Below are 25379 nucleotides of genomic sequence, written 5' to 3' on the forward strand. Positions count from 1 at the left end.
TATTTGTGGGGATGCATATGATATGACGGACGCAGGGCGCGCTTTAGAATGGCGCCATTGTGGATGTCATGAGGCCAGCTTCCATGGTTGCCCAACAACAAATAGAACACCAGATAGAGCCGGCACCGGCCGCCGCCGTCGCCATGCAGGTAAAGCCCGAACTGCGAGTGGGCTTCGTGCTGATGAACCACTTCACCCTGGTGCCGGTGGCCGGGCTGGTGGATTCGCTGCGCTTTGCCGCCGACAAGTCGTTCCGCAGCCAGCAGGTGTTTTGCCAGTGGGACTGGATGACCCTCGACGACCAACCGATCACCGCCAGCTGCGGCATGCCCGTTTCGCCGACCAAGCCGCTGAATCTGTTCGCCCAGTACGACTACATCGTGCTGGCCGGCGGCCTGCTGGACGAAACCCGCAACCCACCGGCCTGGCTGCTGGATGCGTTGCGCGAGGTGCATGCGGCCAACATCCCGATCATCGCCCTGTGCTCGGGGTCGTTCGTATTGGGCAAGGCCGGGCTGCTCGATGGCCGGCGTTGTGCGCTGCATTTCACCTTGCGTGATGAGTTCAAGGAGCGCTTCCCGCTGTCCACGGCGGTGATCGACAAAAGCTACGTCGATGACCGCGGCATCATCACCTGCCCGGGCGGTACTGCCATCGACCTGGCGGCCAACCTGATCCGTCGGCATTGCGGCGCGGTGCGGGCGCAAAAGGGGCTCGAGTACCTGCTGGTGGATGAGCGCGGCGACGAGCAGGAGGGCAAGGCGGCCAGTGAGTGCGTGTACCAGAACGACCGAGTGCAGCGGGCGATCAGTTTCATGCGTGCCAACCTGGATGCCTCGATGACCCTCAAGGCCGTGGCCGAAGCGGTGGGCACCCATCCCCGGCAGTTGCACCGCGAGTTCGTTGCCAATACCCAGGAGCCGCCGGCCAACTACTGGCGCAAATTGCGCCTGGACCATGCTCGGCGGTTGCTGGTGAATACCAGCCAGAACATCACCAGCATTGCCTTGGCGTGCGGGTTTTCCGATGCGTCGCACTTCATCTTGTGGTTCCGCAAGCAGTATGGCGAGACCCCTTACAACTTCCGCAAGCGGCGGCATGAGGTGGAGCGGTTCGACTGGCATGGCGACAAGGTGGGGCTGGACCCGGAACTGTAGCAGGCCACCGCGGCTTTTTGCTGTTTGTGGGAGCCCGAAACCTGCACAGCACCTGTGGGAGCGGGCGTGCCCGCGAAGAATCCAGCGCGGTGGATGGCACCGGCCTTGCCGGTGTTCGCGGGCATGCCCGCTCCCACAGAGGCCGCATCAGGGCTGACAAGTGTTTGCCACAAGATATGCAGCGGCGAGCACTGGCAACCCTGCTTTGAGCCCTGCGCTATCCCTATGGGAGCTGGCCGAAGGCCTGGATCTCGATGCGGTAATCCGGCGCCGCCAGGGCAGCACCGACACAGGCCCGCACCGGCGGCTGAGCGCCCACCCAGGCGTCATACACCTCATTCATCGCGGCAAACTCACCCATGTCGGCCAACCAGATCTGCACACGCGTCAGGTTGCCCTTGCCCGCGCCAACCTGCGCCAGCCACTGCTCCAGTTGCGCCAGCACGCAGCGGGTCTGCGCGGCGATATCGCCCGGTTGCAGCGCGACAATGCCCGAGGTTTCGATGCGGCCATCCACCAGCACCATCTGGCTGGCCCGTGGGCCGGGGTTGATACGTTCGATCATCGACGGGTTCCTTAGAACAGCACGTAAGTCTTGCGCAGGGTTTCGCGGATGTCCCACACCCCTTCGCAGTTCTCCGGAAACAGCACCGCATCGCCAGCGCGCAGTTCCACCGGCTCGCCACCGTCGGGGGTGAAGGTGCACCAGCCGCTGACGATATGGCTAAACTCACGGTTTTTCAGGTGGCGGCGGAACACGCCGGGGCTGCTTTCCCAGACGCCGATGCTGGCGCCGACCGCTTGGTCGGTTTGGTCCTGGGCGGTGGCGGCCTGGGCGATGGGTAAACCGATCGGCAGGCGGGCAGGGGCCGGCTCGCCCAGTGGCGAGGCGGCGGCATTACGAACAACGGTAAGCACTTGGTTCATCTCAGGTTCCTTCAGGCTTTACGAGCGACGGATTTCGTACGCGGGGATGCTGCGGGTGCTTGCCCGCCAAGGGCGGCGGCTTGCTGCAGGTCGAGCTTGCTGGTCTCGGGGGCCAGCCACCAGGACGTCAGCGCGCCGAACAGCGAGATCAGGGCGGCAGCGAACATGGTGTTGGCCACGCCATAGCTGGCCAGGGAAATCGGTACCAGGTAGGTGCCCACGGCCGCGCCGATGCGCGACAGCGAAGTAGCCAGGCCTACCGCCGAGGCGCGGATTTCGGTGGGGAACAGTTCGTTGGGGTACACGTATTCCAGCACCTGGGCACCGCCGATCAGCACCGCGTAGGCGCCGAACAGCACCAGCACGGTGGTCGGCGAGGCTTCGGGGAACACGCCCAGCAGCACCAGCGACAGGCCTGACCAGAGGAAGCTGTGGATCAGCATCTTGCGCCGGCCCAGGCGGTTGATCAGCAGGGTCGCCAGCAGGCAGCCAAGGGTGAACAGGAAAGTGATGGCGATCGAGCCGTAGGCGGCCCAGTCGCCGGTCAGCTTCAGCGCCTGCAGTACTTTGGGGGCGAAGGCGTAGATGGCGAACAGCGGTACGATCGCGCAGGTCCAGAACAGCGTGACGAAGGCCATGCGCTTGCCGTAGCCGGAGTGGAACAGCGACCACAGCGATACCTGTTTGCCGCTGCTTTGCTCGGGTAGGTCGGCAATCGAGTAATCGGCACCGTAGACCTTCTTGATCACTGCGTCGGCTTCCGCCGTGCGGCCTTTGCTCAGCAGCCAGCGCGGCGACTCCGGGGTACCGCTGCGGGCGATCAGGAACAGTGCGCCCGGCACCAGGGCACTGGCCAGCACCCAGCGCCAGCCGTCGTCACCACCGACGCGCAGCAGCAGTTCGCCCACCACGTAGGCCACGGCAGCGCCGGCAAACCACATTAGCACCATCGCCGCCAGCAGCGGCCCGCGCTGTTTGCGGGGCAGGAATTCGGCCAGCAGCGAAGTGGCGATCGGGTAGTCGGCACCGACCGCGATGCCGATCAGCAGGCGCCAGGCGAACAGCGCCCAGGCCGACTCGACCCAGAACTGTGCCACCGAGAAACCGACGATGGCGATCAGGTCGACCAGGTACAGCACCTTGCGCCCGTACTTGTCGGTGAACCAGCCGCCAAGAAAGCCGCCGAGGAACACACCGATCAACGCCGAGGCGGCGATCAGGCCTTCCCAGAAAGCAGTCAATTGCAAGGCGTTGGTGATCTGCAGCATGGCTACGCCGATGATGCTCAGCACATAGCCATCGAGGAACGGGCCGCCCGCGGAGTAGACGGTCAGCTTGCGGTGGAAGGCGTTAAGCGGAGCATCTTCGACAGAGCGCTTGGATGTGGTCATTCTACTTACCTCTTGTTGTTATTCACGCGTCAGCGCCGCGGCACTATGGCACTGGCTTTGCGGGGCTCCATATAACGGCTGGGACGAGTCATGGGATGCGCTGGCGCGGTGTGCCGAGGGCTTATGCAAGTTGTCCTGGGTGTTCTAGAGGGGAGGCCGGGGCTTTTCTATCGTGGGCTGGCGGGCGAGGTACGCATGTTTGCCTCGCTGGCCTCTTCGCGGGTGAAGCCACCCCCGCAGGGCTGCCGCAGCTTCGAAGATCCTCCAGAACAAACACAAGAATCCGGAACCTGACTCATGACCCGTCCCCCCTTGCAATCCCTCGACGGTGACCACTACGACGTGGTGGTCATCGGCGCCGGCGCGGTCGGCTGCGCCGCTGCCCGACAACTGGCGGCGCGCAACTTCCGCACCCTGCTGGTCGACCGTGGCGACATCGGTGCCGGCACCTCGTCGCGCTCCAGCCGCATGCTCTATTCAGGCCTGGGCTACCTGGCCGCGCGCTACCCGCTGTGGCAGATCCCATTTCGCCCGTTCGACATGTGGCAGCGCCTGCGCTACACCCGCGAGGTGATGCGCTGCCGTGCCGAGCTGGTCAAGGACATGCCCGATCACCTGACCCGGCATCGCTTCCACTATCCGTTTCGCAAGGGCGACCGCTACCCGCCGTGGCTGGTAGACATGGGTTTCCGCCTGGTCGAGGCGCTCGGCGGCTGGAAGGTGCCGTTGGCTTACCGTCGCCAGTCGCCTCGGCAGGCGGCCGATGACAGCGCCATGGTCGCCGGCCTCGGCGGGCCGTTGCGTGGTGTGGGCGTGTTCGAGGAATACATGTATGCCTGGCCCGAGCGCATCTGCGTCGACACTGCGCTGGACGCACAATGGCGCGGCGCCACGGTGCGTACCTATACCCGTGTCAGCCACCTGCAGCGCAGCGAAGGCCAGTGGCGGCTGACCCTGGACGAGCAGGCCCCCGAAGCCCTCGGCCAGGCGCACGTAACTGCCAAGGTGGTGATCAACGCTGCCGGGCCCTGGGTCGACCGCGTGGCGGGTGCCGCCGATCGTGGCCCGCGGGTACTCGGCATCAAGGGTGTCAACGTCATGGTGCGGTTGCCCGAGGCCTACCGCGGTCAGGGCCTGGAGGCATTCTCCAGCAAGGGGGAACCGTACTATGTGTTCCCCTGGCGCGAGTTTCACTTCATCGGCCCGACCGAGTCGCATTTCACCGACGACCCGGACACGGTGCGCGTCGAGGACGGCGAGATCGACTACATCCTCGCCGAGGCCAACCAGCTGTTCCCCGGACTGCAGCTGACCCGTGACGACGTGCAGCATTGCTGGTGCGGCGTGCGCCCGACCTCTACCCTGGACGGGCGCAGCAGCTACCTGCCGGTGCGTTTGAGCGAGGCGGCCGGCAAGCCGGACTTGCTGACCCTGACCGGCTCGACCATCATGCTCCATCGCCATGCGGCGCGGCTGATCGCGCGTGCTGTGGAGGTGCGACTGGGCAAGCGCGGCAAGGCGCCCAAGGGCATGATCGAGCGCGAGCGCATCGATCACGAGGACATTGCCCGTATCATTGGCCGCGAGCATGTGGTGAGGTTGGTGGACCTGGTGCGGCGGCGCTTGCCGTGTGGGCTGGACCCTGACCTGGGGCGCGAGCGGGTGGAGCAGTTGTCACAGTGTGCGGCCGCGGCAATGGGCTGGTCGGAGGCGCGGCGGCAGGAAGAGCTGAAACACTTCGAAGAGGACACTGCCCGGGTGTATCGGCAACTCTAGAACTACTGGCTTGCCCGCGAAGCAGGCGCCGGCACCGGCTTCGCCGGTGTTCGCGGGCAAGCCCGCCGCTACAAGGGCCTGCTAAACCAGTGAGTCAGAGTTTGTGCAATGACAGCGGGCTACCGGGAGAGTGCTACCGGTCAGGCAACGTTGCCCGGGTCAGCAAGGCATCCAGCACCACTTCACAAGCCGCCCCCCAGGTGGCACTCACCGGTTGATGCATCAACACCGCCAGCCCATCGGCGGTAAACGTGCCCGGGGTGGCAATGGCCTGCCCCAGGGCCTTGAGCGTGTATTCCGGCTGCTGTCCGGCGCTGGCCACGCAGTCCTGTAGATTGCCCAGCACCAGCGCACGTGCTTCTGCCGCCGGCAGGCCTTTGTCCATCAGCCATTGCTGCAGGTCGTGCAGCAGGAAGTAGAACCAGCCGTTCATGCACGCTGCCACCGTGGCCAGTTCGAACTCAGGTTCGCCCTGCAGGACCACCAGCTTACCCAGCGGCCCAAGGTACTGTTTAGCCAGCGCATCGGGCGGGCAGACCACCACCGTGGATTGGTTGTATTGCGCAGCGTACGACAGCATCGCGCGCACGCAGAGGGCGCCGGGGAAGGCGCTCGCCAGTTGGCCAAGGCTGATCCCAGCGGCCAGCGATACCAGGCGCTGGCCGGGGCGCAGGCGTACTTCGTCTGCCAGTTCGCCCAGCGAGTGCGGGCGTACGCCGAGAATCACCAGTTCGGCCTGATCGGCCACCGCCTGGTTGCTCGCCAGTACTTCGCAACCCTGCTCATGGGCCAGCATGGCGGCCCGTTGCGCATTGCGCGGTGAAAGCAGGATGGGGCCATCGAAACCACTGCGGCGCAGGCCGATGACCACTTTTTCGGTCAGCTCGCCCACCCCGAGAATACCCAGGCTATGCATGTTGCCTCCTTGTCAGCTTTCCAGGCCGGCGCGGCGCTGGCCCCAGTGCAGGTTGAGGTTGACGCCCACGCTCAGCAGTGGCTCTGGCGGGTTGCGGTTGGGGCCGGCCGAACCGAGCAGGAAGTCGATCAGTTCGTCGCGCTCACCGCTCAGCCAGTCGGCCAGCAAGGTGCCGGTGGCGGTGCCACGGGTTATGCCCAGGCCATTGCAGCACAGTGCCGCATGCACGTTGGGGGCGAGGGTGCCGAAGTGCGAGAGGTGGTTGCGTGACAGGCACATCGAGCCACCCCAGGTGTACTCGAACGGCAGGCCCGAGAGCATCGGAAAGCGCCGCTCGAACGATTCACGGTGTTGGCGCCCGGCGCGGGCAATGTGGCGTGGGTTGGCGCGGCCGTCGGCATTGAAGCTGAAGCTGTTGCGCACCAGCAGGCGCTGGTCCGGGGTACGGCGCAGGGTGCTGCCGAACGGATCGGCGGGGATGATGCCCCACGTGCTCTTGCCGCCCAGGCGCGCCTGTTCTTCCTCGGTCAGCGGGCGGGTCATGCTGGCGTAGGTGAAAATCGGCAGCAAACGGCCGGGCAGGAAGCCGAAGTGCGAGGCGAAGGCGTTGTTGGTCAGCAGCAACTGGTCGCCGATGATCTCGCCATTGGCATGCTTGAGGGTGATACGCCGGCCCTGCTCGATATGGGTGATGGTGGTGCGTTCGTGCAGGGTCACGTTGGTCGGCAGGCTTTCGGCCAGGCCCTTGGCCAGGGCGGCCGGTTGCAGCAACTGGGTGCCCGGGGTGTACAGCGCCTTGCGATAGAACGCGGTGCCGAAGTGCTCGGGCAGGTCGCGGGCGTCGATCATCTGGTAGGGCTGGCCGAGTTTTTCCAGGCCGCTGCGGTAGGCTTCGAGCACGGCCAGGCCCTTGTCTTCGACTGCCGCCTGGTACTTGCCGTCCGGGCGGATCTGGCAGTCGATGCCGTGCTGGTTGATCAGCCCGCGCAGGATCGCCTGCGCGCGCAGGTTGAGCTTGAGGTTCATCCGCGCGGTGGGCAGGTCACCGATGTAGTCGGCGGCACCGATGTCGTGGGGCAGGTCGATGGCAAAGCCGGAGTTGCGCCCCGAGGCGCCGAAGCCGACTTCCTGGGCATCGACCAGGATCACCTCGTCGTCAGGGTGGTGCAGCGCCAGTTGCCGCGCGGCGGCCAGGCCGGTGAAGCCCGCGCCGAGCACCACCCAGCGCGCCTCGCTCCGCCCCCGGTGCGCAGCGCGTGGCTGGCGCTTGGGGCTGAGGTGGAACCAGCCGCAACCGTTGTCGTCCGCGGGGGTAGAGGTGTTTCTGTACATGGGATTTTATCCGTGTTGTTTTCTCCACTATGGCATTGGGGGACGTGCGGGGACTATGACGGGAGGGACGGGGAATGGGATGTTCGGGCTGGGGGCATTGAGCGGGGCGAGCTGGGGGGCATCGGGCTGATGGGCCAATCGTCGGCAAGCCTCGCAGGGATCGCATCAGGGCTGATAGGTGTTTGCCACAAGATATGCAGCGCCTGTGGCGAGCACCTGGCAACCCTGATGCCATCCCTGTGGGAGCGGGCAAGCCCGCGAAGAGGCCGGTACCGGCAATACAACCCTCAGATCGACAACCGCACCACACGGTTATCCAATGCCGGCTGTTGCTGCCCGCGCCGCTTGTTCACCACCAACTCCCCGATCGCAATCAGCCGTGTGCGTGTGATGTTGCGCGACAACCCCAGCAACTGCGCGGTATGCACCTGGTTGTAGTGGCAAAACCGATAGGCCGACCGCAGCAGGGCATTTTCCACTTTCTCGTAAAGGTCTTCCGACTGTTCCTCGTACAAACGGCTGAACGCCCGCTGCAGCAGGTCCTCCACGCCATTGCCTGCCGGCTCTTCCTCTTGCCGCTCGATGCGCAGGTTGGACAAACGCAGGTCCTGCGCCTGAATCGTGCCGTCGCCGCAGGTCAGCAAACTGTGGTGAATCACGTTTTCCAGTTCGCGGATATTGCCTGGCCAGCTGTACTCCACCAGCTTGGCCTGGGCCTTGGGGCTAAGTTCCACCGGCCCGTAGCCCAGCCGGTCGCTGTAGCTGCGGATGAAATGCCTAGCCAGTGGCAGGATGTCACCCGGGCGCTCGCGCAGCGGGTGCAACTGCAGGGTCACCACGTTCAGCCGGTAGTACAAGTCTTCACGGAAGTGCCCGGCGTTGATGGCCTTTTCCAGCTGCACGTTGGTCGCCGCCAGTACCCGCACGTTGATCGGGATGCTCTTGCGCGACCCGAGCCGCACCACCTCGCGCTCTTGCAGCACACGCAGCAGCTTGACTTGGATCGGCAACGGCAGGTCGCCGATTTCGTCAAGGAACAGCGTGCCGCCGTTGGCTTCTTCGAACCAGCCGGCCTTGGCCGCCAGGGCGCCGGTGAAGGCGCCTTTTTCATGGCCGAACAGTTCGGCTTCGACCAGCGACTCGGAGAACGCGCCACAGTTGACCGCGACGAATGGGCCGTTGCGCCGGCCGCTGAGGTTGTGGATGTGGCGTGCGACCAGCTCCTTGCCCGTGCCGGTTTCGCCGATGATCAGGACGCTGGCCTCGCTGGGGGCGACCTGTTGCAGGTGGGCGAGCAGCGCCTGCGACCTGGGGTCTTCGAAGACCTGTGCGGTCGCCCTGATCGAGGTAGCCAGTGTCGGTGACGGGGGGAGGGTCAGCAGTTGCATGGGCAATCCTCAGGAATAGAAGGATGGGGCAGGGCGCTTGTCGTTGAGGGCCCACTCGCCGAGTTCGTGGATGCGGTAGTCCACCGGGTCGTGCAGGGTTTGCGTGCGCAGGTTGCGCCAGTGGCGGTCGAAGCGCAGCGAGGCGTGGGTGGCGCGGGCACCGGTGACTTCGAACAGCCGGTTGCAGATGTCCAGGCCGTGGCGGCTGGCGGCGACCTTGGCGATGCCGATGGCCAGGGCCAGGTCGCCGCGTTCTTCAGCGGTGAGGGCATGTTCCTTGGCCCAGGCGGCATCCAGTTGGCGCGCGGCGCGTTCGATCAGCAGGCGCACGCTTTCCAGGCCGACCCAGAACTCGCCGTAATGGCGCAGCACATAAGGGTCTTCGGCGCTGCTGGCGGCGCTGGAGCGGAACCACGGCCGGCTTTCCTTGAGGGTGTACTGGCGAGCTTCGTCGAAGGCGCCCTCGGCGATACCGAGGAACAGGTTGGCGAAATGCAGTTGGGCAATCAGCGGGCGCAGGGCCGCGAACGGGGTGCTCAAGGGGCCTGGGTCGAGCAGCAGTTCGTTGTGTTCGACCCGTACTCGCTCGAAGGTGGCGCTGCCGCTGTCGGTCTGGCGCTGGCCGATGTTGTTCCAGTCGCTGTGCAGGCTGATGCCGGTGCGGCCACTGGGGATCGCGGCGATCAGCAACTTGCCGCCGGCACGTTCGTCCACCGCCGAGGCAATCAGCATTTCCGAGTCGCTGGCGCCGGAGCAGAAGCTTTTCTTGCCGGAGAATTCGCACCAGCCATCGAAGTGCTTGACCACGGTGCGGGTGTCCAGCGGGTTCAGGGCATTGCCCCAGAACCACTGCTTGCGGGCGGTCTGCTCGAACCAGGGCTGCCACTGGTCCGGGCGCGAGAACAGGCGCACGGTGGCCAGCATCAAGTGGTGAAAGCCAAACACGTGGGCGATGGAGCTGTCGACCCGGGCGAACTCGCGCACCACCGCGAAGGTGTCGTGCCAGCTGGCGCCCTGGCCGCCGAAGGCTTGCGCAATGGTCAGCGACAGCAGGCCGCTGTCGCGCAAGGCATCGCGCTCGGCTTTCGGCGTACCACCGCGCTCGTCGCGTTCGACGGCGGTCTGGGCAAACTGCCCGGCCAGTTCGCGGGCGATGACCAGGGCCGGGCGCAGCGGCGTATTCACAGGTGCATTCATGGCCGCTCCTCAGGCGCTTTGGCGCAGCGCGTGGTGGGCACCGAACAGTGGCACGGCACGCTCGGCGGCCAGGCGGATACGGGCGGCGAGGGCGTCGCTGGACACCCGGTAGTCGGCCATTTCCGCCTGGCTGGCGAACACGCCGATGGGCAGGGTCAGTGCCTGCAGGAAGCTGAACAGCGGGCGCAGCTGGTGGTCGAGCACCAGCGCATGACGCTCGCTGCCGCCGGTGGCGGCGAGCAGTACAGGGGTGTCGACCAGGGCGTCCTGGCCGATCAAGTCGAACAGGTGCTTGAAGTGGCCGGTGAAGCTGCCGCGATACACGGGCGTGGTCACCACCAGCAGGTCGGCCTTTTCCACCAGGCGCAGTTGCTGTTCGACGGCCTCGGGCAGTTCGCTGCGCCACAGGGCGCTGCCCAGCGGGCGGGCGATCTCGCCCAGCTCGATCAGGTGCGGCTTGATGTGCAGGTGCTCGGCCAGCTCGGCGAGAATCGCCTCCGTCAGGGCCAGGGTGCGCGAAGGGCGGGAAGTGCCGCCGGACAGGGCTACGACGTTCAGTGGGGTGCTCATGGGCAGGTCTCCGGTTCGGGTTGAGCGGGACTTTGCTTGAGCAATCGTCATGCCTGGTTGTAATCTTCTATTAAATCAACATGTTAGCGATATTTTTATGTTCGCTGCTGTTGCCGTGCAGGCATTGTATGTTGATCAGGTGTTGCGCTGCGAACAGTTGGCCAAGTGTTGGCGGCTGTACAGTGAGGAGAGTTATAGAAGATTGTTGGATGAATAAAAAAGAATAAGAATTCATATTCTTATTCCTTTATGAGTTTGGGCCGCAAAGCGGCCCCGTTTGTCCTGTGAGCGCGGAAGTACCTACGGCATGCCTAACCATTCTGGCAGCGCCAACGAGATGAATGGCACATAGGTCACCAGCACCAGGAACAGCAGCAGGATCGACAACCACGGCAGCGCAGCGCGAATCGTTTGCCCCAGCGTCAACCCGGTCACCGCCGAAGTCACGAACAGGTTCAACCCCACCGGTGGATGCACCAGGCCGATCTCCATGTTCACGACCATCACGATCCCCAGGTGAATGGGGTCGATCCCCAGCTTCATCGCGATCGGGAAGAAAATCGGCGCCAGGATCAGGATGATCGCCGATGGCTCCATGAAGCTGCCGGCAATCAGCAGCACCACGTTGACCATGATCAGGAAACCGATCGGCGTGAGGCCCTCGGACAGTACCCATTGCGTGATCTGCTGGGGGATCTGTTCGGTCGTCAGCACATGGGCGAAGAGCATGGCGTTGGCGATGATGAACAGCAGCATGATGGTCAACCGGCCCGATTCCAGCAGTACTTTCGGGCAGTCCCTGAAGCGCATGTCCTTGTACACGAACAAGGCGATGAATGCCGAGTATACCGCCGCCACGGCGGCCGCTTCGGTGGGGGTGAACATGCCGCTATAGATGCCACCGAGGATGATCACGAGCAGCAACAGGCCCCAGAATGCACGCCTGGCCGTGCTCAACCATTCGGCAAAGCTTGCCCGTGGTTGCGCCGGCAGTTTCTTGACCCGCGCGACGATGTAGATCGTCACCATCAGGGCCACGCCCAGCAGGATACCTGGCACCACACCGGCCATGAACAGCTTGCCGACCGAGGTCTCGGTGGCCGCCGAGTACACCACCATGACGATCGATGGTGGAATCAGGATGCCCAGGGTACCGGCGTTGCAGATGATCCCGGCGCCGAACTCGCGTGGGTAACCCGAGCGCACCATGCCGGCGACGGCGATCGAACCGACTGCCGCGACGGTAGCCGGCGACGAACCTGAAAGCGCGGCAAACAGCATGCACGCCAGCACCGCGGCAATGGCCAGGCCGCCACGGATATGCCCGACGCAGGCGTTGGCGAAGTCGATCAGCCGCTGCGCCACGCCGCCGGTGGTCATGAAGGCGCCCGACAGCAGGAAGAACGGAATGGCCAGGAAGGTGTAGCTATCGGAAGTCTCGAACAGCTTGATCGCCAGCGAACTCAGCGAGTCCTGGCTGAACATCAGGATCGACAGCGCCCCCGACAGGCCCAGGGAAATGGCGATCGGCACGCCAAGGAACATGAGCACGAACAACAGCAGGAACAGGCAGATTACCGTCATCAGTGGTGCTCCTCACCTGGGTGGGCCAGCTTGCTGGCTTCGGCGGCCTCGTCGGCCAGGCCCAGGCTGTACTGGCGATGGGTGAACAGGCGGTAGAAAATTTCCAGATAGCGGACGATGACCAGGCCGAAGCCGAACGGCACGATCAGTGCGATATGGCCGATCTTGATGCCGTAGCGGTCGAGGTCTTCGGCGCCGATACCCGCGGCCAGTACCGCATTGACCCATTTGATGCTGGCCACCAGGAACAGCCCGGCATAGGCCAGGCAGCAAGCGCAGGCGATCATGGCTAGTACCCGTTGCACCGGCTTGCTTGTGCGCCGCACCAGCACGTCGACGCCGAGGTGGCCTGCGGTGCGCACCCCGTAGGCAATACCGAAGAAGATCAGCCAGCCGAACAGCGCCTTGGTCAGGGCGATACTCCAGGTCATTTCCTGGGCGTAGGCCATCAGTTGGTCGCCAATGTCGAGCAGCAGATCGCTGGCAAACGCCCAGTGGTCACTGAGCGTGTAGAACATCGTGTAGAGGTTGTTCAGCGCCACGTAGACGAACGTCACCAAGGTCATGGCCGCCAGGAGAAAGGCGATCATGCCTTCCTCGAAATGCTCCCAGACTCGCCTGAGCGATTGCATAGGGGGTCTCCAGACAGAGAGAGGACAGGCCACCCGTGGGCGGGTGGCCAGGGCAGGGCGAGGGTCGATCAGGAGGCCTTGTTGGCGCTTTCGGCTGCCTTGATCAGGTCGGCGCCGATCTGGTCGGAAAACTTCTCCCACACCGGGCGCATCGACTCGCGCCACTGCTGGCGCTGCTTGGCGGTCAGCGGGTCGATCTCGCTGGTCTTGGCGTCGATGATCTTTTGCCGGGAGGTTTGGTTGAGGGCTTCGGCCTGCTTGTTCACCTCGACGGTGACCTCGTCCATGATCACCTGCAACTCGCCGCGCACGTCCTCGGGCAGGCTGTTCCAGAACTTGGCGTTGGTGATCACCATGTAGTCGATCAGGCCGTGGTTGGTCTCGGTGAAGAACGGCTGCACCTCGTTGACCTTCTGGCTTTCATAGTTCGACCAAGTGTTCTCGGTGCCATTGACGGTGCCGGTCTGCAGGCCCTGGTAGACCTCGGCGAAGCTCATCTTGCGCGGGTTGGCCCGCACTGCCTTGAACTGTTCCTCAAGCACGCTGGAGGCCTGCACGCGGAATTTCAGGCCACGGGCGTCCTTGGGCAGAATCACTTTCTTGTTCGCCGACAGCTGTTTCAGGCCGTTGTGCCAGTAGGCCAGGCCACGGATGCCCTTGTCTTCCATCGAAGTCAGCAGTGCCTTGCCTTGCGGCCCCTGCTGGAAGCGGTCGACAGCGGCCAGATCATCGAACAGGAATGGTAGGTCGAAGATCTGCACCTGCTTGTTGTAGTGCTCGAACTTCGCCAGCGAAGGCGCCAGCATTTGCACATCGCCTAACAGCAGGGCTTCCATTTCCTTGCCGTCGCCGAACAGTGACGAGTTGGGGTAGACCTCGACTTTTACCTTGTCCTTGAGTTTCGGATCGTCGGCGACCCGCTTCTGGAACATCAGCGCGCCCTGGCCTTTAGGAGTGCTGTCGGCCACCACATGGGCGAACTTGATGATGATCGGGTCGGCGGCCTGGGCCAGGCCGGCCATGGACACTGCAGCGGCGCAGAACAGCGCCTGGGTCAGCTTCAACATCGATGTCACCTCTGATTTATTGTTGTAGGAGGATTGAGCATAAAGATGGACCAAGGGACTGCGTATGAAGAATTAGCATTTATGTAAGGCGGCGTTCGGCTTTGCTGAACACTGACTGCCTGTACCGGCCTTTTCGCGGGTGAGCCCGCTCCCACAGGTATGCGCAAGGCTCGAAGACTGTGGTGACGCTGTGGGAGCGGGTTCACCCGCGAAGAGGCCAGTAGCGTCAACTCATCTGTTGGCCCAGTAACCGCTGCGCCCGCAACACCACCGGCGCATCGACCATCTGCCCATCCAGCTGAAACGCACCAGCCCCGTTGGCAGCCTCGCTCGCCGCTATTACGCTCCGCGCCCACGCCAGTTCCTCGGCACTCGGCGCCAGCGCCGCATGAATCACCGGCACTTGCCTGGGATGAATGCACAACGCGCCGCCATAGCCCATGTCATAGGCATGCCGCATGGCCCGCTGCAGCCCATCGGTATCGGCGATGGCCGGAAACACCCCATCCAGCGGCGGCGCCAGAGCCGCCCCCCGCGAATGCAGTTGCACGGCCATGCGCGCCTGGTCGAGGACCTGTCGCGCCGCCGCGCTTTCGGTATTGAGGTTCAAGTCCAGTGCCAGGTCCAGGCTGCCGAACGACAGCCGCTCGACACCCGCGGCAGCCGCGATCTCGGCGAGGGCCAACAACCCCCTGGCGCTTTCGATGATCGGCCATACCGGCTTGCCCGCGTGCCAAGCGACTGCCACCTGGGTGGCGCTTTCCACCTTGGGCAACAGCAGCCCGCTAACACCCGGCTGCTGTGCGCAAAAGGTGAGGTCCGCCGCATGCTCCTGGTGTTGTGGTGCATTCACCCGCACCCACACCGATGCTTGCGGGGTGGCATGCAGAAAGGCTGCCAGATTGTCGCGGGCTTGCTGCTTGAGGGGGGGCTCCACGGCATCCTCGAAGTCGACGATGACCACGTCGGCCCCCGACGCCAGGGCCTTGGCGAAGCGTTCGGGCCGGCTGCCGGGCACGAACAGCGCGGAGCGCACGGTATTCATACCACCCCTCCTGCGGCCAGGCTGGCCTGTTGCTCGGCGCTGAACCCCAGCTCGCCCAGAATACCCTGGGTGTGCTGCCCCAGCGCCGGTACCGCATCCATGCGTGGGGTGAACGCCGCATTGCGCCCCGGTGGCAGCAGTGACGGCAGCTTGCCTGCCGGGCTGTCCACCTCGCGCCAGCTGTCGCGCGCCTGTAGCTGCGGGTGCTGCCACACCCCATGCATGTCGTTGACCCGGGCGTTGGCGATCTGCGCGTCTTCCAGCCGTGCCACCACCTCGTCCAGCGACAGCTTGGCGAAGCCATCGACGATGATCTGGCGCAGCACATCGCGGTTTTCCGAGCGCTTGAAGTTGGCATTGAAACGGTCATCGCTGGCCAGTGCCGGGTCGAGCAATACCTTCTCGCAGAACAGCGCCCATTCCCGTTCGTTCTGCAAACCAAGCATGATGGTGCCGCCACCGCCGGTAGGGAACGGCCCGTACGGGTAGATGGTCGAGTGCGAGGCGCCGGCGCGGGGCGGTGGTGGTGCACCGTTGTAGGCGTAGTACATCGGGTAGCCCATCCATTCCACCAAGCTTTCCAGCATCGACACATCGATACGGCTGCCCAGTCCGGTCTTGTCGCGCAGCAGCAGTGCCGATAGCACGCCGGTGTAGGCATACATGCCGGCGGCGATGTCGGCGATCGAGCAGCCGGCCTTGGCCATTTCCTCGTCGCCAGCACCGCCGGTCACCGAGAGGAAGCCGCCCTCGCTCTGGATCAGCAGGTCATAGGCCTTTTTCTTTTCATAAGGGCCGCCTTCGCCGTAGCCAGAGATGTCACACACGATCAGGCGCGGGAAGCGCTGGTGCAGCGCTTCGAACGACAAACCCATGCGCGCGGCCGCGCCGGGGGCAAGGTTTTGCACAAAGACGTCGGCCTTGGCCAACAAGGCTTCGAGAATGCCGTCGGCGGCCTGCTGCTTGAGGTCGAGGGTGAGGCTCTCCTTGGAGCGGTTGGTCCACACGAAGTGCGAGGCCAGGCCGTCGACGCGTTGGTCGTAGCCACGGGCGAAGTCGCCGCTGCCGGGGCGTTCGACCTTGATCACGCGCGCGCCCAGGTCCGCCAGCTGACGGGTACAGAAGGGCGCGGCGATGGCATGTTCCAGGCTGATGACGGTGATGCCGTCCAGCGGGCGGGGTGCGGTTCGAGTCATGGGGTCACCTGTTCATCATCAGTGCAGCGCGGTCAGCGAACGGGCATCGCGCAGTTGCCAGACCTGCTCGATCAGGGCCTGGCCCTGGGCCGGGCTGCGTGCGCCGGAGTAGGCCAGCAGGCGCTGGAACTTGGCTTCCAGCTCCGCGCGCGCGAGGGTATTGCCGGGGTCGCCCTTGGGCTCGTCGATGGCGGCGCTGAAGGTGCGGCCATCGGTGCAGGTGACCTCGACACGACCCAGCCAGCGTGCCGGGTAGGCGGCGTCAACTTCAGGGTCGAGCTGCATTTCCACCTTTTCGCGCAAGCGCGCAACCCGGGGGTCGGTCAGCGCCAGGTCGCGGAATTCGATGAGTTGTGCGCTGCCATGCACGGCGATCAGGCCGAGCACGGTACCCATGGAGAACTTGGCCTGGTGCACGGTAGTCGGCGTGGTGACCCGGCCTAGCACATCAATGGCGCCCTGGTGCACCCGGGTGACCACCTTGGCGATCTGCTCGTGGCCCAGCCCTTCGTGCTGCATCAACTGCAGCAGCGCGTCGGCAGCGGGGTGGGTGTGACGGCAAGAAGCGTGGAACTTGAACGAGGTCTCCACCAGCGCCCAGCGCGTGCCCAGGCGGTCGCTGAGGCGCGTCGGGTCGGCGTCGCTGGACATGCCGGCCGCCAGGCCCTGGTCGCCTTCGAGGATGTTGCGCGCGCCGCTCAGGCCATCGGCGGTCAGGTACGCGGCAAGCAGGCCATCGGCTGCGGCCTTGGCGGTGTGCAACTGTTTGGAGTCGGCGGCGTCGCGCAGGAACTCCCAGAGCCCGGCGGCCTGGGTGCCGGCGCTGCCGAGCAGGTTGATGAAGCGGTCCTGGTCGAAGCCCAGCAGTTTGCCAACGCCCACGGCGGCGGCCAGGGTGCCGACGGTGGCGGTGGTGTGGAAGATGCGGTAGTGCGAACGACCAAGGAATTCACCGATGCGGATGCCGGCTTCGTAGCCAGCGACCGCGGCCAGCAGCAGGTCCTGGCCGCTTTTGCCAAGGTCCTGTGCGGCCGCCAGCACGGCGGAAAACACCACGGTGGCCGGGTGCAGCACCGAGCTGTTGTGCAGGTCGTCCTGCTCGACCAGGTGCGAGGCAGCGCCGTTGACCAATGCGGCGAAGTAGGGCGATGACGTACGCCCGCTGGTCAGCACCCGCGCGCTGCCCTGCGTGGGCCCCATGCGTTCGGCGTAGCGTTCGAACAACGGTATCGGGTGGGCACCTTGGCTGGCCAGGGCCGAGCCGAGCCAGTCGAGAAACAGGTCTTCGGTGCGGTCCAGCACGTGGCCGGGGATGTCGGCGTAGCGCAGGTCGGCCAGGAACCCGGCCAGGGCTTGGGTATGGTGCATGCTCGGGCCCTCAGAAGCTGCGCGGCAGTTCGAGCAGGTGCTCGGCCACGTAGGACAGGATCAGGTTGGTGGAAATCGGCGCCACCTGGTACAGGCGGGTTTCGCGGAACTTGCGCTCGACGTCGTATTCGCAGGCAAAGCCGAAGCCACCGTGGGTCTGCAGGCAGGCGTTGGCCGCCTCCCAGCTGGCCTTGGCGGCCAGGTACTTGGCCATGTTGGCGCTGGCCCCGGCGTTCTGCCCGCTGTCGTATTCGGCGCAGGCACGCCAGCGCATCAGGTCGGCGGCCTCGATCTCGATATGCGCTTCGGCGATGGGGAACTGCACGCCCTGGTTCTGCCCGATGGGGCGGCCGAATATCACGCGGTCACGGGCATACTGGCTGGCTTTCTCGACGAACCAGCGGCCATCGCCGATGCATTCGGCGGCAATTAGCGTGCGCTCGGCATTGAGGCCGTCGAGGATGTAGCGGAAGCCTTTGCCTTCTTCGCCGATCAGGCTGCTGGCCGGGATTTCCAGGTTGTCGAAGAACAGCTCGTTGGTTTCGTGGTTGACCATGTTGGCGATCGGCTGCACGGTCAGGCCATTGCCGATGGCTTCACGCAGGTCGACCAGGAAAATCGACATGCCTTCGGATTTCTTCTTCACCTCAGCCAGTGGTGTAGTGCGTGCCAGCAGGATCATCAAGTCGGAGTGCTGCACCCGCGAGATCCACACCTTTTGGCCATTGATCACGTACTTGTCGCCCTGGCGTACGGCGGTGGTCTTGATCTTGGTGGTGTCGGTACCAGTGGTCGGCTCGGTCACCCCCATCGACTGCAGGCGCAGCTCGCCGCTGGCAAGCTTGGGCAGGTAGTGGCGCTTCTGTGCCTCGCTGCCGTGGCGCAGCAGGGTGAACATGTTGTACATCTGCCCGTGCACGGTGCCGGAGTTGCCACCACAGGCGTTCACCTCTTCGAGGATCACCGACGCTTCGGCCAGGCCCAGGCCCGAGCCGCCGTAAGCTTCCGGGATCATCGCCGACAACCAGCCAGCGTCGGTCATGGCTTTGACGAAGGCTTCGGGGAAGCCTTTTTGTTCATCGATGGTGCGCCAGTAGCTGGCGTCGAATTGGGCGCACAAGGCGCGCACGCCTTCACGGATGGCATTGAGGTCATCGCTGTCGTACGTATGCATGCGGGGTTACCTGTCAGGTCTCAGTCGAAAAGCACTTCGGCGCTCTGTGCCACACCTTCGGCATTGCCGGCCCATAGTTGGGCCTGGCCGGGTGCGCTGATGCGCCCGGCAACCTCGAATGGCGTGGGTACGGTCAAGGGGCGCACGCCGCGGTAGGTGAAATGCCGCACCTGCTTGCCAGGGTTGGCACGGATGAACGCACGCAGGTTGAGGGTGGCGATCATCGGCCCGTGCACGACCAGGCCGGCGTAGCCTTCGGTTTCGGTGACATAGGGGAAGTCGTAGTGGATGCGGTGGCCGTTGAAGGTCACGGCGGAGTAGCGGAACAGCAGGGTAGGGGTTGGCGTGACGGCTTCGTGCCAGTCGGCCGGTGCCCCGGCTGCAGCGCTGCCGAGCTTAGGCGGGTTGGGCTCACGGTAGACGATGTCCTGCTCTTCACGCACGCACAGCTGGCCGTGTTGCGAGTAGTCGTGGCGCACGGTGACGAACAGCAGCGCGCCAGTGCGGCCGTGCTTTTCCTCGATGTGCACGATGGTCGACAGGCGATGGGCCTCGGCGCCGACCTTGAGCGGGGCGATGAACTCGACCCGCCCGCCGGCCCACATGCGGTTGCGGTTGTCGGCCGGCGGCAGGAAGCTGCCGCGTGCCGGGTGGCCGTCGCTGCCCAGTTGCGATTCGACCACCGGTTCTTGGAAAAAGCACCACATCCACAGCGGCGGCAGGGGCTGGCCCGCGCCTGGCGCAGGCTCGCCAAAGGTGGCGGCGATGCGTTTGACCAGGTTGCGGCTGAGCTCATCGACGGCCTCTTCGGTGCGGCCGATCCAGGCGCTGTAGTCGGTGAGCGGGGTGGAAGCAGTCATAACCATGGGCCTCTGCATTTGTTGTTATGCAGTGGATCATGCGAGGCACCTGGCATTCTGTGAATTTGCATTTTCGTAAGGTGGCGTTCGTGTATGCTGAACGCCATCGCAACGAGCGGAACCTCCCATGCATTTCGACCTGGCTGACCTGCGGCTTTTCATTCATATCGGCGAGTCGCCGAGCCTGACCCAAGGCGCGCGCCGCGCCTTTCTTTCGCCGGCCGCCGCCAGTGCGCGCATCAAGGCGCTGGAGGCCCAGCTCGATACGCGCCTGTTGTACCGCGACAGCCGTGGTGTGGAGTTGACGCCTGCCGGGCATAAACTGTTGATGCATGCCCGCCTGATCATGCGTCAGGTGGATTACCTGAAAGCCGAATTCACTCAGTTCGGCGCTGACTCGGCCGGGCATATCCGCATCTTCGCCAACACCACCGCCGTGACCGAATTCCTGCCAGAAGTGCTGGCCGGGTTCCTGGCCAAGCGCCCAGGTGTGACGGTGGACCTGCAGGAGCGGCTGTCGCGGGACATCGTGCGCGGGGTGCTCGATGGCAGCAGCGACATGGGCATCATCGCCGGGCCGGTCGAGGCCAGCGGCTTGCAAGTGCTGCACTTCAGTACCGACCGACTGGTGTTGATCGTGCCGGCAGGGCACGAGCTGGCGTCCCGCGAGCGGGTTACCTTGGAGCAAACGCTGGCCTTCCAGCACATCGGCCTGCATGAAGGCAGCACCTTGCTGAGTTTCCTGCGTGACCATGTAGAACGGATGGGCCTGAACCTGTCGCTGCGGATTCAACTGTCGAGCTTCGAGGCCATCTGCCGGCTGGTGGAGGCGGGAGTGGGGATCGGCATCATTCCCGAATCGGCGGCGCTGCGGCACAGCCAGACCATGGAATTGATCACCGTCACCCTGGATGAGCCATGGGCGGTGCGCGAGCGGAGCATCCTGGTGCGAGAGCTGGATGCCCTGCCGGGAACGGTACGTGCGTTGATCGCCACGTTGATGCCGGGCGGCTGAAGCGCGCGGGTCGAGCCCTTCCGCCACTAGGTGTGCGGCACTTGCCTGGTGGTCCCGCCACCCGCAAACTCCGCCTTCAGATGCCCCTGCTCATCCAGCAGGTAGGCATCCATCACCTCGCGCACCACCGGCCCCGCCACCCGGCCACCGGCCTCGCCGTTCTCGATCATCACCGCCACCACCACACTGGGGTGGTCGGCCGGGGCAAAGCCGACGAACAGGGCGTTGTCGCGGTGCCGCTCCAAGGTCTTGTCGCGGTTGTAGCGCTCGCCCTGCTTGATCGCCACCACCTGCGCCGTGCCGCTCTTGCCGGCAATCCGGTACTGCGCACCGGCCGCGGCAGCGCGGGCAATGCCGCGCGGGTCATGCATGACCATCTGCATGCCTTGGCTGACCTGGTCCCAGGCGTGCTTGTCGTGCAGCACGATATTGGGCATCGGGTTGGGATCGACCGGTGTATCGCCGCCCACGGTCATGGCCAGGTGCGGGCGGTGCCATACGCCCTTGCTCGCCAGCAGGCTGGTGGCCTGGGCCAGTTGCAGCGGGGTGACCTGCATGTAGCCCTGGCCGATGCCCAGGATCAGCGTCTCCCCCGGGAACCAGGCTTGGCGCCGGGTGGCGCGTTTCCACTCGGCCGACGGCATCAGTCCCGACGCTTCCTCGAACATGTCCAGCGATACCTTCTGGCCCAGTCCGAACTCGGCCATGTAGTCGTGCAGGCGGTCGATGCCCAGCTTGTGCGCCAGGTCGTAGAAGTAGGTGTCGTTGGAGCGCATGATGGCAGTGTACATATCCACCCAGCCGTCACCGCTGCGGTTCCAGTTGCGGTACTTGTGCTGGTAGTTGGGCAATTCGTAGTAGCCCGGGTCGAATACCCGGCTGCCCGGGGTGATCACACCGCTGTCGAGACCGGCGATGGCCACTTCCGGCTTCACCGTGGAACCTGGGGCATACAGGCCGCGTAGCACGCGGTTGAACAGTGGGCGGTCGATGGAATCGCGCAGGGCGGCGTACTGCTTGAAGCTGATGCCCTTGACGAACAGGTTGGGGTCGAAGCTGGGGTTGCTGACCATCGCCAGCACATCGCCGTTGGCCGGGTCCAGCACCACCACCGAACCACGGCGGTCGCCCAGGGCCTTTTCCGCGGCTAGCTGCAGGTGGGCGTCCAGGGTCAGCACGATGTCCTGGCCTGGGGTCGGGGCCTTGTGGTTGAGCACGCGCATCACTCGGCCCTGGGCGTTGGTTTCGACTTCCTCGTAACCCACGTGGCCGTGCAGCTGGCTTTCGTAGAAGTGCTCGATACCGGTCTTGCCGATCGACTGGGTGCCACGGTATTCAGTGCTGTCGAGGGTCTTGGCTTCTTTCTCGTTGATGCGCCCCACATAGCCCACCGAGTGGGCGAAATGCTCGGCCAGCGGGTACTCGCGGATGAACTGCGGCTCCACCTCCAGGCCCGGAAGGCGGAACTGGTTGACTGCCACCAGGGCGATCTGCTCTTCACTCAGGCCCACCATCAGGGTGACCGGCTCGAACGGCTTGCGGCCGCGGCGCAGGTCCTTGTCGAACTGCTTGCGGTCGTCCTCGGACAGGCCCAGCACCTGCGTCAGGGTGTCGAGCACCTTGGCCGAGTCACCGCCGGCCCGCTCGCGGGTCATGGTTAGGTCGAAGCTGGGCTTGTTGTCGGCCAGCACCACGCCGTTGCGATCGTAGATCAGCCCGCGTTCGGGAGCGATGGGCAGCACATGCACGCGGTTGTTTTCCGACACAGCGGTTTGCTGGTCGTGCTGCAGTACTTGCAGCACATAGAGCCGGCCCACCAGCACGGCACACAGGCTGAACACCAGGGCAGCGCAGGCCAGAAGCCGGCGGTTGACCAGGTGCTTTTCCTTTTCGTGGTCCTTGAGGGGGATAGGTTGCGGCATCAGGGGCTCATTTTACGGGCATCGTGTTGGCCGTGCGGGCGTGCGAACGGGGCGGGGATGCTACGCAACACGTTTCGAAGCCTCAAGGCGAGTGCCGACTGGCGGTGGGCTGGCATTGGCTGGATGCCCCGTGATCAGAGCCTTGGCGGGAAACATGAAGATTTGTTCATGGCAGGGGGCATGAGGTTTGAGGGTGAGAATTTTCTGTGTTTTATGGATCCATAAATCAATAGTGTTCGATAAACGAACAGTTACCATATAATGGTAAATTTAATTAACTTTTTGATAAATAAAGATAAATATGGATTTCGTATCTTTTTTATGATGAATTTACGGCCAAAATCAGGTTTGGCTGTGAGTGTTGATGTTGTTTGTGGATCCATTATCTGATTGATTAGCGCCTGACAACGGCCGGAGCCCTCCAGCCGTATGCGACAACAATTACAAAAAGGGTCCAGTCATGAATGGTTTTCCAGGGCTACGGAACCGTCAGGTTTCCTTGCGCTTTGCCTGCGCGCGCGCATCTGTCCTCCCACCTGTGAACCGGCAGGTGACCGTATGAATTCCGATCTCAAGCAGCGCCTGGACAACGACCCGATGGGCCGCTTCCAGTGCCTGGCGATTGGCATTTGCATCATCCTCAACATGATCGATGGCTTCGACGTGCTGGTAATGGCCTTCACCGCCGCCTCGGTGTCCGCCGAGTGGGGCCTGAACGGGGCACAGGTAGGGTTACTGCTCAGCGCCGGCCTGTTCGGCATGGCGGCTGGGTCGCTGTTCATCGCGCCGTGGGCCGACCGCTTTGGCCGGCGCCCGCTGATCCTGTTGTGCCTTGTCCTTTCCGGCATCGGCATGTTGCTTTCGGCGCTGAGCCAGAGCCCGTTGCAATTGGCCCTGTTGCGCGGCCTGACCGGGTTGGGCATTGGCGGCATCCTGGCCAGTAGCAACGTGATTGCCAGTGAGTACGCCAGCAAGCGCTGGCGCGGCCTGGCGGTGAGCTTGCAGTCCACCGGCTATGCCCTGGGCGCGACCTTGGGTGGTTTGCTGGCGGTATGGTTGCTGGGGCATTGGGGCTGGCGCTCGGTGTTCCTGTTTGGCGGTATCGCCACCGTGTTGGTGATCCCGCTGGTACTGCTGTGGCTGCCGGAGTCGCTGGACTTCCTGCTGGCACGCCGGCCAGCCAATGCCCTGGCCCGGGTCAACCGCCTGGCGGCGCGGCTGGGCCAGCCGGCATTGGCGCAACTGCCGACGCCAGCGGCAACCGTAGCGGGTGCCGCCACCGGCTTCAGGCAACTGCTGGCGCCAGCCATGCGTCGCACCACGCTGGTGATCTGGTTGCTCTTCTTCTTGGTCATGTTCGGCTTTTACTTCGTCATGAGCTGGACCCCGAAGCTGCTCGTTGCCGCCGGTCTGTCGGCCCAGCAGGGCATCACCGGCGGGGTGCTGCTGAGCGTCGGCGGCATCCTCGGCGCGGCGCTGATCGGCGGCCTGGCTTCGCGCTGGCCACTGACTCGTGTGCTGGCGCTGTTCATGCTCATCACCGCGGCATTGCTGGTGCTGTTCGTGGCCAATGGCGCCTCGGTCAGTGCTGCGTTGGCGCTGGGGCTGCTAATCGGGCTGTTCTCCAACGGCTGCGTGGCCGGGTTGTATGCCCTGTCGCCGGTGGTCTATGACGCCTCGGTACGTGCCACCGGCGTGGGCTGGGGTATCGGCATCGGCCGCATGGGCGCGATCCTGTCGCCGACCGTGGCCGGGGTATTGCTCGATGGCGGCTGGCAACCTCTGCACCTGTACGGGGTGTTCGCCAGCGTGTTCGTGCTGGCTGCAGGTTGCCTGCTGTTGTTGCGGCCGGCGGCCAGCCCGGTTCGACCGGTGGTGGCCGACGCTTAAGCCTGGCCGTCGATGATCGCCTCGGCGACCGTGGCGCAGAACCATTGCAGGGCGGCGGAGTTGTCGCTGTTGGGGTGCCAGTTCAGCGAGACATTGAACGCGGCGACCTGGAACGGCAGCTCGAGCATTCGCAAGCCACCGTCCTGCATGAACAGCCGGGCGATTTGTGCCGGCAATACGGCGAGCAGGTCGGTACCGGGGATGATCTTCGGCAGTACCGAAAAGTGCGGCACCTGCAGGCTGATGCGCCGTTGCAACTGCATGCTGTTGAGCACGTCTTCGACACTACCGTGGCCGGTGGTACGGGTAACGCTGATATGCCGTTCTGCAATGAACTGTTCAAGGCTCAGTTCTGTGCTGATACGGGGGTGGTCGCAGCTGAGCAGGCACACATAGCGCTCGCGTAGCAGCACCTGGCTGCGCGTGCCCGGCACAGGCGGGCGGCAGATGGCGGCGTCGATCTTGCCGCTGGCCAACCAGTCGCCCACCTGGTCCACCTGCAGCGGCAGCACCTCGACTTCGGCGCGAGGGGCATCGCGGTTCAGGCGCGCCAGGATCAGCGGCAAGAAGCCCATTTCGCCGAGGTCGGAAAGGGCGATGCGGAACCTGCGTTCGGTGGTTGCGGGGTCGAACTGACGGGTGCTTTGAACGGCACCTTCGATGCGCGTCAGTGCATCGCGCAGGGTGCTGTACAGCTGGTCGGCAACAAAGGTTGGCTGGATACCGTCACGTGTGCGGCTGAACAGGGTGTCGTCGAACAGTTCGCGCAGGCGGGCCAGGCCATAGCTCACCGATGGCTGGGTAACGAACAGGCGTTCGGCGGCCAGGGTGACGCTGCGGGCCTCGTAAAGGGTGACGAAGGTGCGGATCAGGTTCAGGTCGATGTGGCTCATGGGGCGCTGGCTTCATATAGACAAGTTTTATTTTTGGTAAAGATAGTATCAATTTGATCAATCTGAAGGTGGCTGTAAA

General features: G+C 64.4%; 22 protein-coding genes. 4 read left to right on the forward strand and 18 right to left on the reverse strand.

What is annotated here, in order from left to right; translation table 11 throughout:
* Positions 1-83 precede the first annotated feature (83 nt).
* Entirely contained in the window at positions 84-1157 is a 1074-nt protein-coding gene (locus TZ03_RS21150) for a GlxA family transcriptional regulator (protein ID WP_051100228.1), read from the forward strand.
* A gap of 223 nt (positions 1158-1380) precedes the next feature.
* Here TZ03_RS21150 and TZ03_RS21155 read toward each other — a convergent pair whose 3' ends face one another.
* The 3 genes from TZ03_RS21155 to TZ03_RS21165 are packed head-to-tail and all read right to left on the reverse strand — an operon-like array spanning position 1381 to position 3475.
* Positions 1381-1722 (reverse strand): RidA family protein, encoded by a 342-nt coding sequence (locus TZ03_RS21155; protein ID WP_051100229.1) that lies wholly within the window; start codon positions 1720-1722, stop codon positions 1381-1383.
* 11 nt (positions 1723-1733) lie between these two features.
* On the reverse strand, positions 1734-2084 hold the full coding sequence (locus TZ03_RS21160) for a cupin domain-containing protein (RefSeq protein ID WP_051100230.1): 351 nt from the start codon (positions 2082-2084) through the stop codon (positions 1734-1736).
* Between the two features lie 11 nt (positions 2085-2095).
* Positions 2096-3475, reverse strand: a complete 1380-nt coding sequence (locus TZ03_RS21165; protein ID WP_051100231.1) for an MFS transporter — start codon at positions 3473-3475, stop codon at positions 2096-2098.
* Between the two features lie 297 nt (positions 3476-3772).
* Between TZ03_RS21165 and TZ03_RS21170 the strand changes: the two genes are divergently transcribed.
* A complete protein-coding gene (locus tag TZ03_RS21170) occupies positions 3773-5251 on the forward strand; it encodes an FAD-dependent oxidoreductase (RefSeq protein ID WP_051100232.1) in 1479 nt (492 codons plus the stop codon).
* Positions 5252-5384: 133 nt separating this feature from the next.
* Here the strand turns inward: TZ03_RS21170 and TZ03_RS21175 are convergent, their stop codons facing one another.
* The 13 genes from TZ03_RS21175 to TZ03_RS21235 all read right to left on the reverse strand — a co-directional run bounded on the left by TZ03_RS21175 (position 5385) and on the right by TZ03_RS21235 (position 19580).
* Positions 5385-6167, reverse strand: a complete 783-nt coding sequence (locus TZ03_RS21175; protein ID WP_051100233.1) for an NAD(P)-binding domain-containing protein — start codon at positions 6165-6167, stop codon at positions 5385-5387.
* A 12-nt stretch (positions 6168-6179) separates the two neighbouring features.
* Positions 6180-7499: an NAD(P)/FAD-dependent oxidoreductase gene (locus TZ03_RS21180; RefSeq protein WP_051100234.1), complete on the reverse strand. Its 1320-nt coding sequence runs from the start codon at positions 7497-7499 to the stop codon at positions 6180-6182.
* A 287-nt stretch (positions 7500-7786) separates the two neighbouring features.
* Positions 7787-8887, reverse strand: a complete 1101-nt coding sequence (sfnR, locus tag TZ03_RS21185; protein ID WP_051100235.1) for a sigma54-dependent transcriptional activator SfnR — start codon at positions 8885-8887, stop codon at positions 7787-7789.
* A 9-nt stretch (positions 8888-8896) separates the two neighbouring features.
* The gene (locus TZ03_RS21190; RefSeq protein ID WP_051100236.1) at positions 8897-10084 is read right to left on the reverse strand and encodes an acyl-CoA dehydrogenase family protein; all 1188 of its coding nucleotides are present in this window, start codon (positions 10082-10084) and stop codon (positions 8897-8899) included.
* Positions 10085-10093: 9 nt separating this feature from the next.
* Positions 10094-10654, reverse strand: coding sequence for an FMN reductase (gene msuE / locus TZ03_RS21195; RefSeq protein ID WP_051100237.1), 561 nt, complete (start codon positions 10652-10654; stop codon positions 10094-10096).
* A 300-nt stretch (positions 10655-10954) separates the two neighbouring features.
* Positions 10955-12238: a C4-dicarboxylate TRAP transporter large permease protein DctM gene (gene dctM, locus TZ03_RS21200; protein WP_051100238.1), complete on the reverse strand. Its 1284-nt coding sequence runs from the start codon at positions 12236-12238 to the stop codon at positions 10955-10957.
* Positions 12238-12870: a TRAP transporter small permease gene (locus tag TZ03_RS21205; protein ID WP_051100239.1), complete on the reverse strand. Its 633-nt coding sequence runs from the start codon at positions 12868-12870 to the stop codon at positions 12238-12240. Before TZ03_RS21205 ends, dctM begins: the two co-directional genes overlap by 1 nt.
* A gap of 68 nt (positions 12871-12938) precedes the next feature.
* On the reverse strand, positions 12939-13937 hold the full coding sequence (locus tag TZ03_RS21210) for a TRAP transporter substrate-binding protein (protein ID WP_051100240.1): 999 nt from the start codon (positions 13935-13937) through the stop codon (positions 12939-12941).
* Between the two features lie 226 nt (positions 13938-14163).
* Positions 14164-14982, reverse strand: a complete 819-nt coding sequence (locus TZ03_RS21215) for an HpcH/HpaI aldolase/citrate lyase family protein (RefSeq protein WP_051100241.1) — start codon at positions 14980-14982, stop codon at positions 14164-14166.
* On the reverse strand, positions 14979-16178 hold the full coding sequence (locus TZ03_RS21220; protein ID WP_051100242.1) for a CaiB/BaiF CoA transferase family protein: 1200 nt from the start codon (positions 16176-16178) through the stop codon (positions 14979-14981). Before TZ03_RS21220 ends, TZ03_RS21215 begins: the two co-directional genes overlap by 4 nt.
* Positions 16179-16196: 18 nt before the next feature.
* Positions 16197-17546: an MmgE/PrpD family protein gene (locus TZ03_RS21225; protein WP_051100243.1), complete on the reverse strand. Its 1350-nt coding sequence runs from the start codon at positions 17544-17546 to the stop codon at positions 16197-16199.
* Positions 17547-17556: 10 nt separating this feature from the next.
* Entirely contained in the window at positions 17557-18720 is a 1164-nt protein-coding gene (locus TZ03_RS21230) for an acyl-CoA dehydrogenase family protein (protein ID WP_051100244.1), read from the reverse strand.
* Between the two features lie 20 nt (positions 18721-18740).
* The gene (locus TZ03_RS21235; RefSeq protein WP_051100272.1) at positions 18741-19580 is read right to left on the reverse strand and encodes an FAS1-like dehydratase domain-containing protein; all 840 of its coding nucleotides are present in this window, start codon (positions 19578-19580) and stop codon (positions 18741-18743) included.
* A 127-nt stretch (positions 19581-19707) separates the two neighbouring features.
* Here TZ03_RS21235 and TZ03_RS21240 point away from each other — a divergent pair, with 127 nt between their 5' ends.
* Positions 19708-20595 carry a LysR family transcriptional regulator gene (locus TZ03_RS21240; RefSeq protein WP_051100245.1) on the forward strand — a complete coding sequence of 296 codons (888 nt, stop codon included), beginning with the start codon at positions 19708-19710 and terminating at the stop codon, positions 20593-20595.
* A 26-nt stretch (positions 20596-20621) separates the two neighbouring features.
* Here the strand turns inward: TZ03_RS21240 and mrdA are convergent, their stop codons facing one another.
* A complete protein-coding gene (gene mrdA, locus TZ03_RS21245; RefSeq protein WP_051100246.1) occupies positions 20622-22517 on the reverse strand; it encodes a penicillin-binding protein 2 in 1896 nt (631 codons plus the stop codon).
* Positions 22518-23075: 558 nt separating this feature from the next.
* Here mrdA and TZ03_RS21250 point away from each other — a divergent pair.
* Positions 23076-24407, forward strand: a complete 1332-nt coding sequence (locus tag TZ03_RS21250) for an MFS transporter (RefSeq protein ID WP_051100247.1) — start codon at positions 23076-23078, stop codon at positions 24405-24407.
* Here TZ03_RS21250 and TZ03_RS21255 read toward each other — a convergent pair.
* Complete coding sequence (locus tag TZ03_RS21255) at positions 24404-25300, reverse strand: LysR family transcriptional regulator (protein ID WP_051100248.1); 897 nt, start codon at positions 25298-25300, stop codon at positions 24404-24406. The genes TZ03_RS21250 and TZ03_RS21255 overlap by 4 nt on opposite strands.
* Positions 25301-25379: the final 79 nt, after the last annotated feature.

The organism is Pseudomonas sp. 10-1B (genome assembly GCF_000935045.1).
Classification (GTDB): domain Bacteria; phylum Pseudomonadota; class Gammaproteobacteria; order Pseudomonadales; family Pseudomonadaceae; genus Aquipseudomonas.

Excerpts from the sequence above, each read along its gene's own strand:
- TZ03_RS21170 (WP_051100232.1), top strand. The coding sequence starts at position 3,773 with ATGACCCGTCCCCCCTTGCAATCCCTCGACGGTGACCACTACGACGTG.
- TZ03_RS21155 (WP_051100229.1), bottom strand. The coding sequence starts at position 1,722 with ATGATCGAACGTATCAACCCCGGCCCACGGGCCAGCCAGATGGTGCTG.
- TZ03_RS21205 (WP_051100239.1), bottom strand. The coding sequence starts at position 12,870 with ATGCAATCGCTCAGGCGAGTCTGGGAGCATTTCGAGGAAGGCATGATC.
- TZ03_RS21160 (WP_051100230.1), bottom strand. The coding sequence starts at position 2,084 with ATGAACCAAGTGCTTACCGTTGTTCGTAATGCCGCCGCCTCGCCACTG.
- TZ03_RS21150 (WP_051100228.1), top strand. The coding sequence starts at position 84 with ATGGTTGCCCAACAACAAATAGAACACCAGATAGAGCCGGCACCGGCC.
- TZ03_RS21215 (WP_051100241.1), bottom strand. The coding sequence starts at position 14,982 with ATGAATACCGTGCGCTCCGCGCTGTTCGTGCCCGGCAGCCGGCCCGAA.
- TZ03_RS21175 (WP_051100233.1), bottom strand. The coding sequence starts at position 6,167 with ATGCATAGCCTGGGTATTCTCGGGGTGGGCGAGCTGACCGAAAAAGTG.
- TZ03_RS21240 (WP_051100245.1), top strand. The coding sequence starts at position 19,708 with ATGCATTTCGACCTGGCTGACCTGCGGCTTTTCATTCATATCGGCGAG.
- mrdA (WP_051100246.1), bottom strand. The coding sequence starts at position 22,517 with ATGCCGCAACCTATCCCCCTCAAGGACCACGAAAAGGAAAAGCACCTG.
- TZ03_RS21230 (WP_051100244.1), bottom strand. The coding sequence starts at position 18,720 with ATGCATACGTACGACAGCGATGACCTCAATGCCATCCGTGAAGGCGTG.
- TZ03_RS21210 (WP_051100240.1), bottom strand. The coding sequence starts at position 13,937 with ATGTTGAAGCTGACCCAGGCGCTGTTCTGCGCCGCTGCAGTGTCCATG.
- msuE (WP_051100237.1), bottom strand. The coding sequence starts at position 10,654 with ATGAGCACCCCACTGAACGTCGTAGCCCTGTCCGGCGGCACTTCCCGC.
- TZ03_RS21235 (WP_051100272.1), bottom strand. The coding sequence starts at position 19,580 with ATGACTGCTTCCACCCCGCTCACCGACTACAGCGCCTGGATCGGCCGC.
- dctM (WP_051100238.1), bottom strand. The coding sequence starts at position 12,238 with ATGACGGTAATCTGCCTGTTCCTGCTGTTGTTCGTGCTCATGTTCCTT.
- TZ03_RS21190 (WP_051100236.1), bottom strand. The coding sequence starts at position 10,084 with ATGAATGCACCTGTGAATACGCCGCTGCGCCCGGCCCTGGTCATCGCC.
- TZ03_RS21180 (WP_051100234.1), bottom strand. The coding sequence starts at position 7,499 with ATGTACAGAAACACCTCTACCCCCGCGGACGACAACGGTTGCGGCTGG.
- TZ03_RS21165 (WP_051100231.1), bottom strand. The coding sequence starts at position 3,475 with ATGACCACATCCAAGCGCTCTGTCGAAGATGCTCCGCTTAACGCCTTC.
- sfnR (WP_051100235.1), bottom strand. The coding sequence starts at position 8,887 with ATGCAACTGCTGACCCTCCCCCCGTCACCGACACTGGCTACCTCGATC.
- TZ03_RS21225 (WP_051100243.1), bottom strand. The coding sequence starts at position 17,546 with ATGCACCATACCCAAGCCCTGGCCGGGTTCCTGGCCGACCTGCGCTAC.
- TZ03_RS21255 (WP_051100248.1), bottom strand. The coding sequence starts at position 25,300 with ATGAGCCACATCGACCTGAACCTGATCCGCACCTTCGTCACCCTTTAC.
- TZ03_RS21250 (WP_051100247.1), top strand. The coding sequence starts at position 23,076 with ATGAATTCCGATCTCAAGCAGCGCCTGGACAACGACCCGATGGGCCGC.
- TZ03_RS21220 (WP_051100242.1), bottom strand. The coding sequence starts at position 16,178 with ATGACTCGAACCGCACCCCGCCCGCTGGACGGCATCACCGTCATCAGC.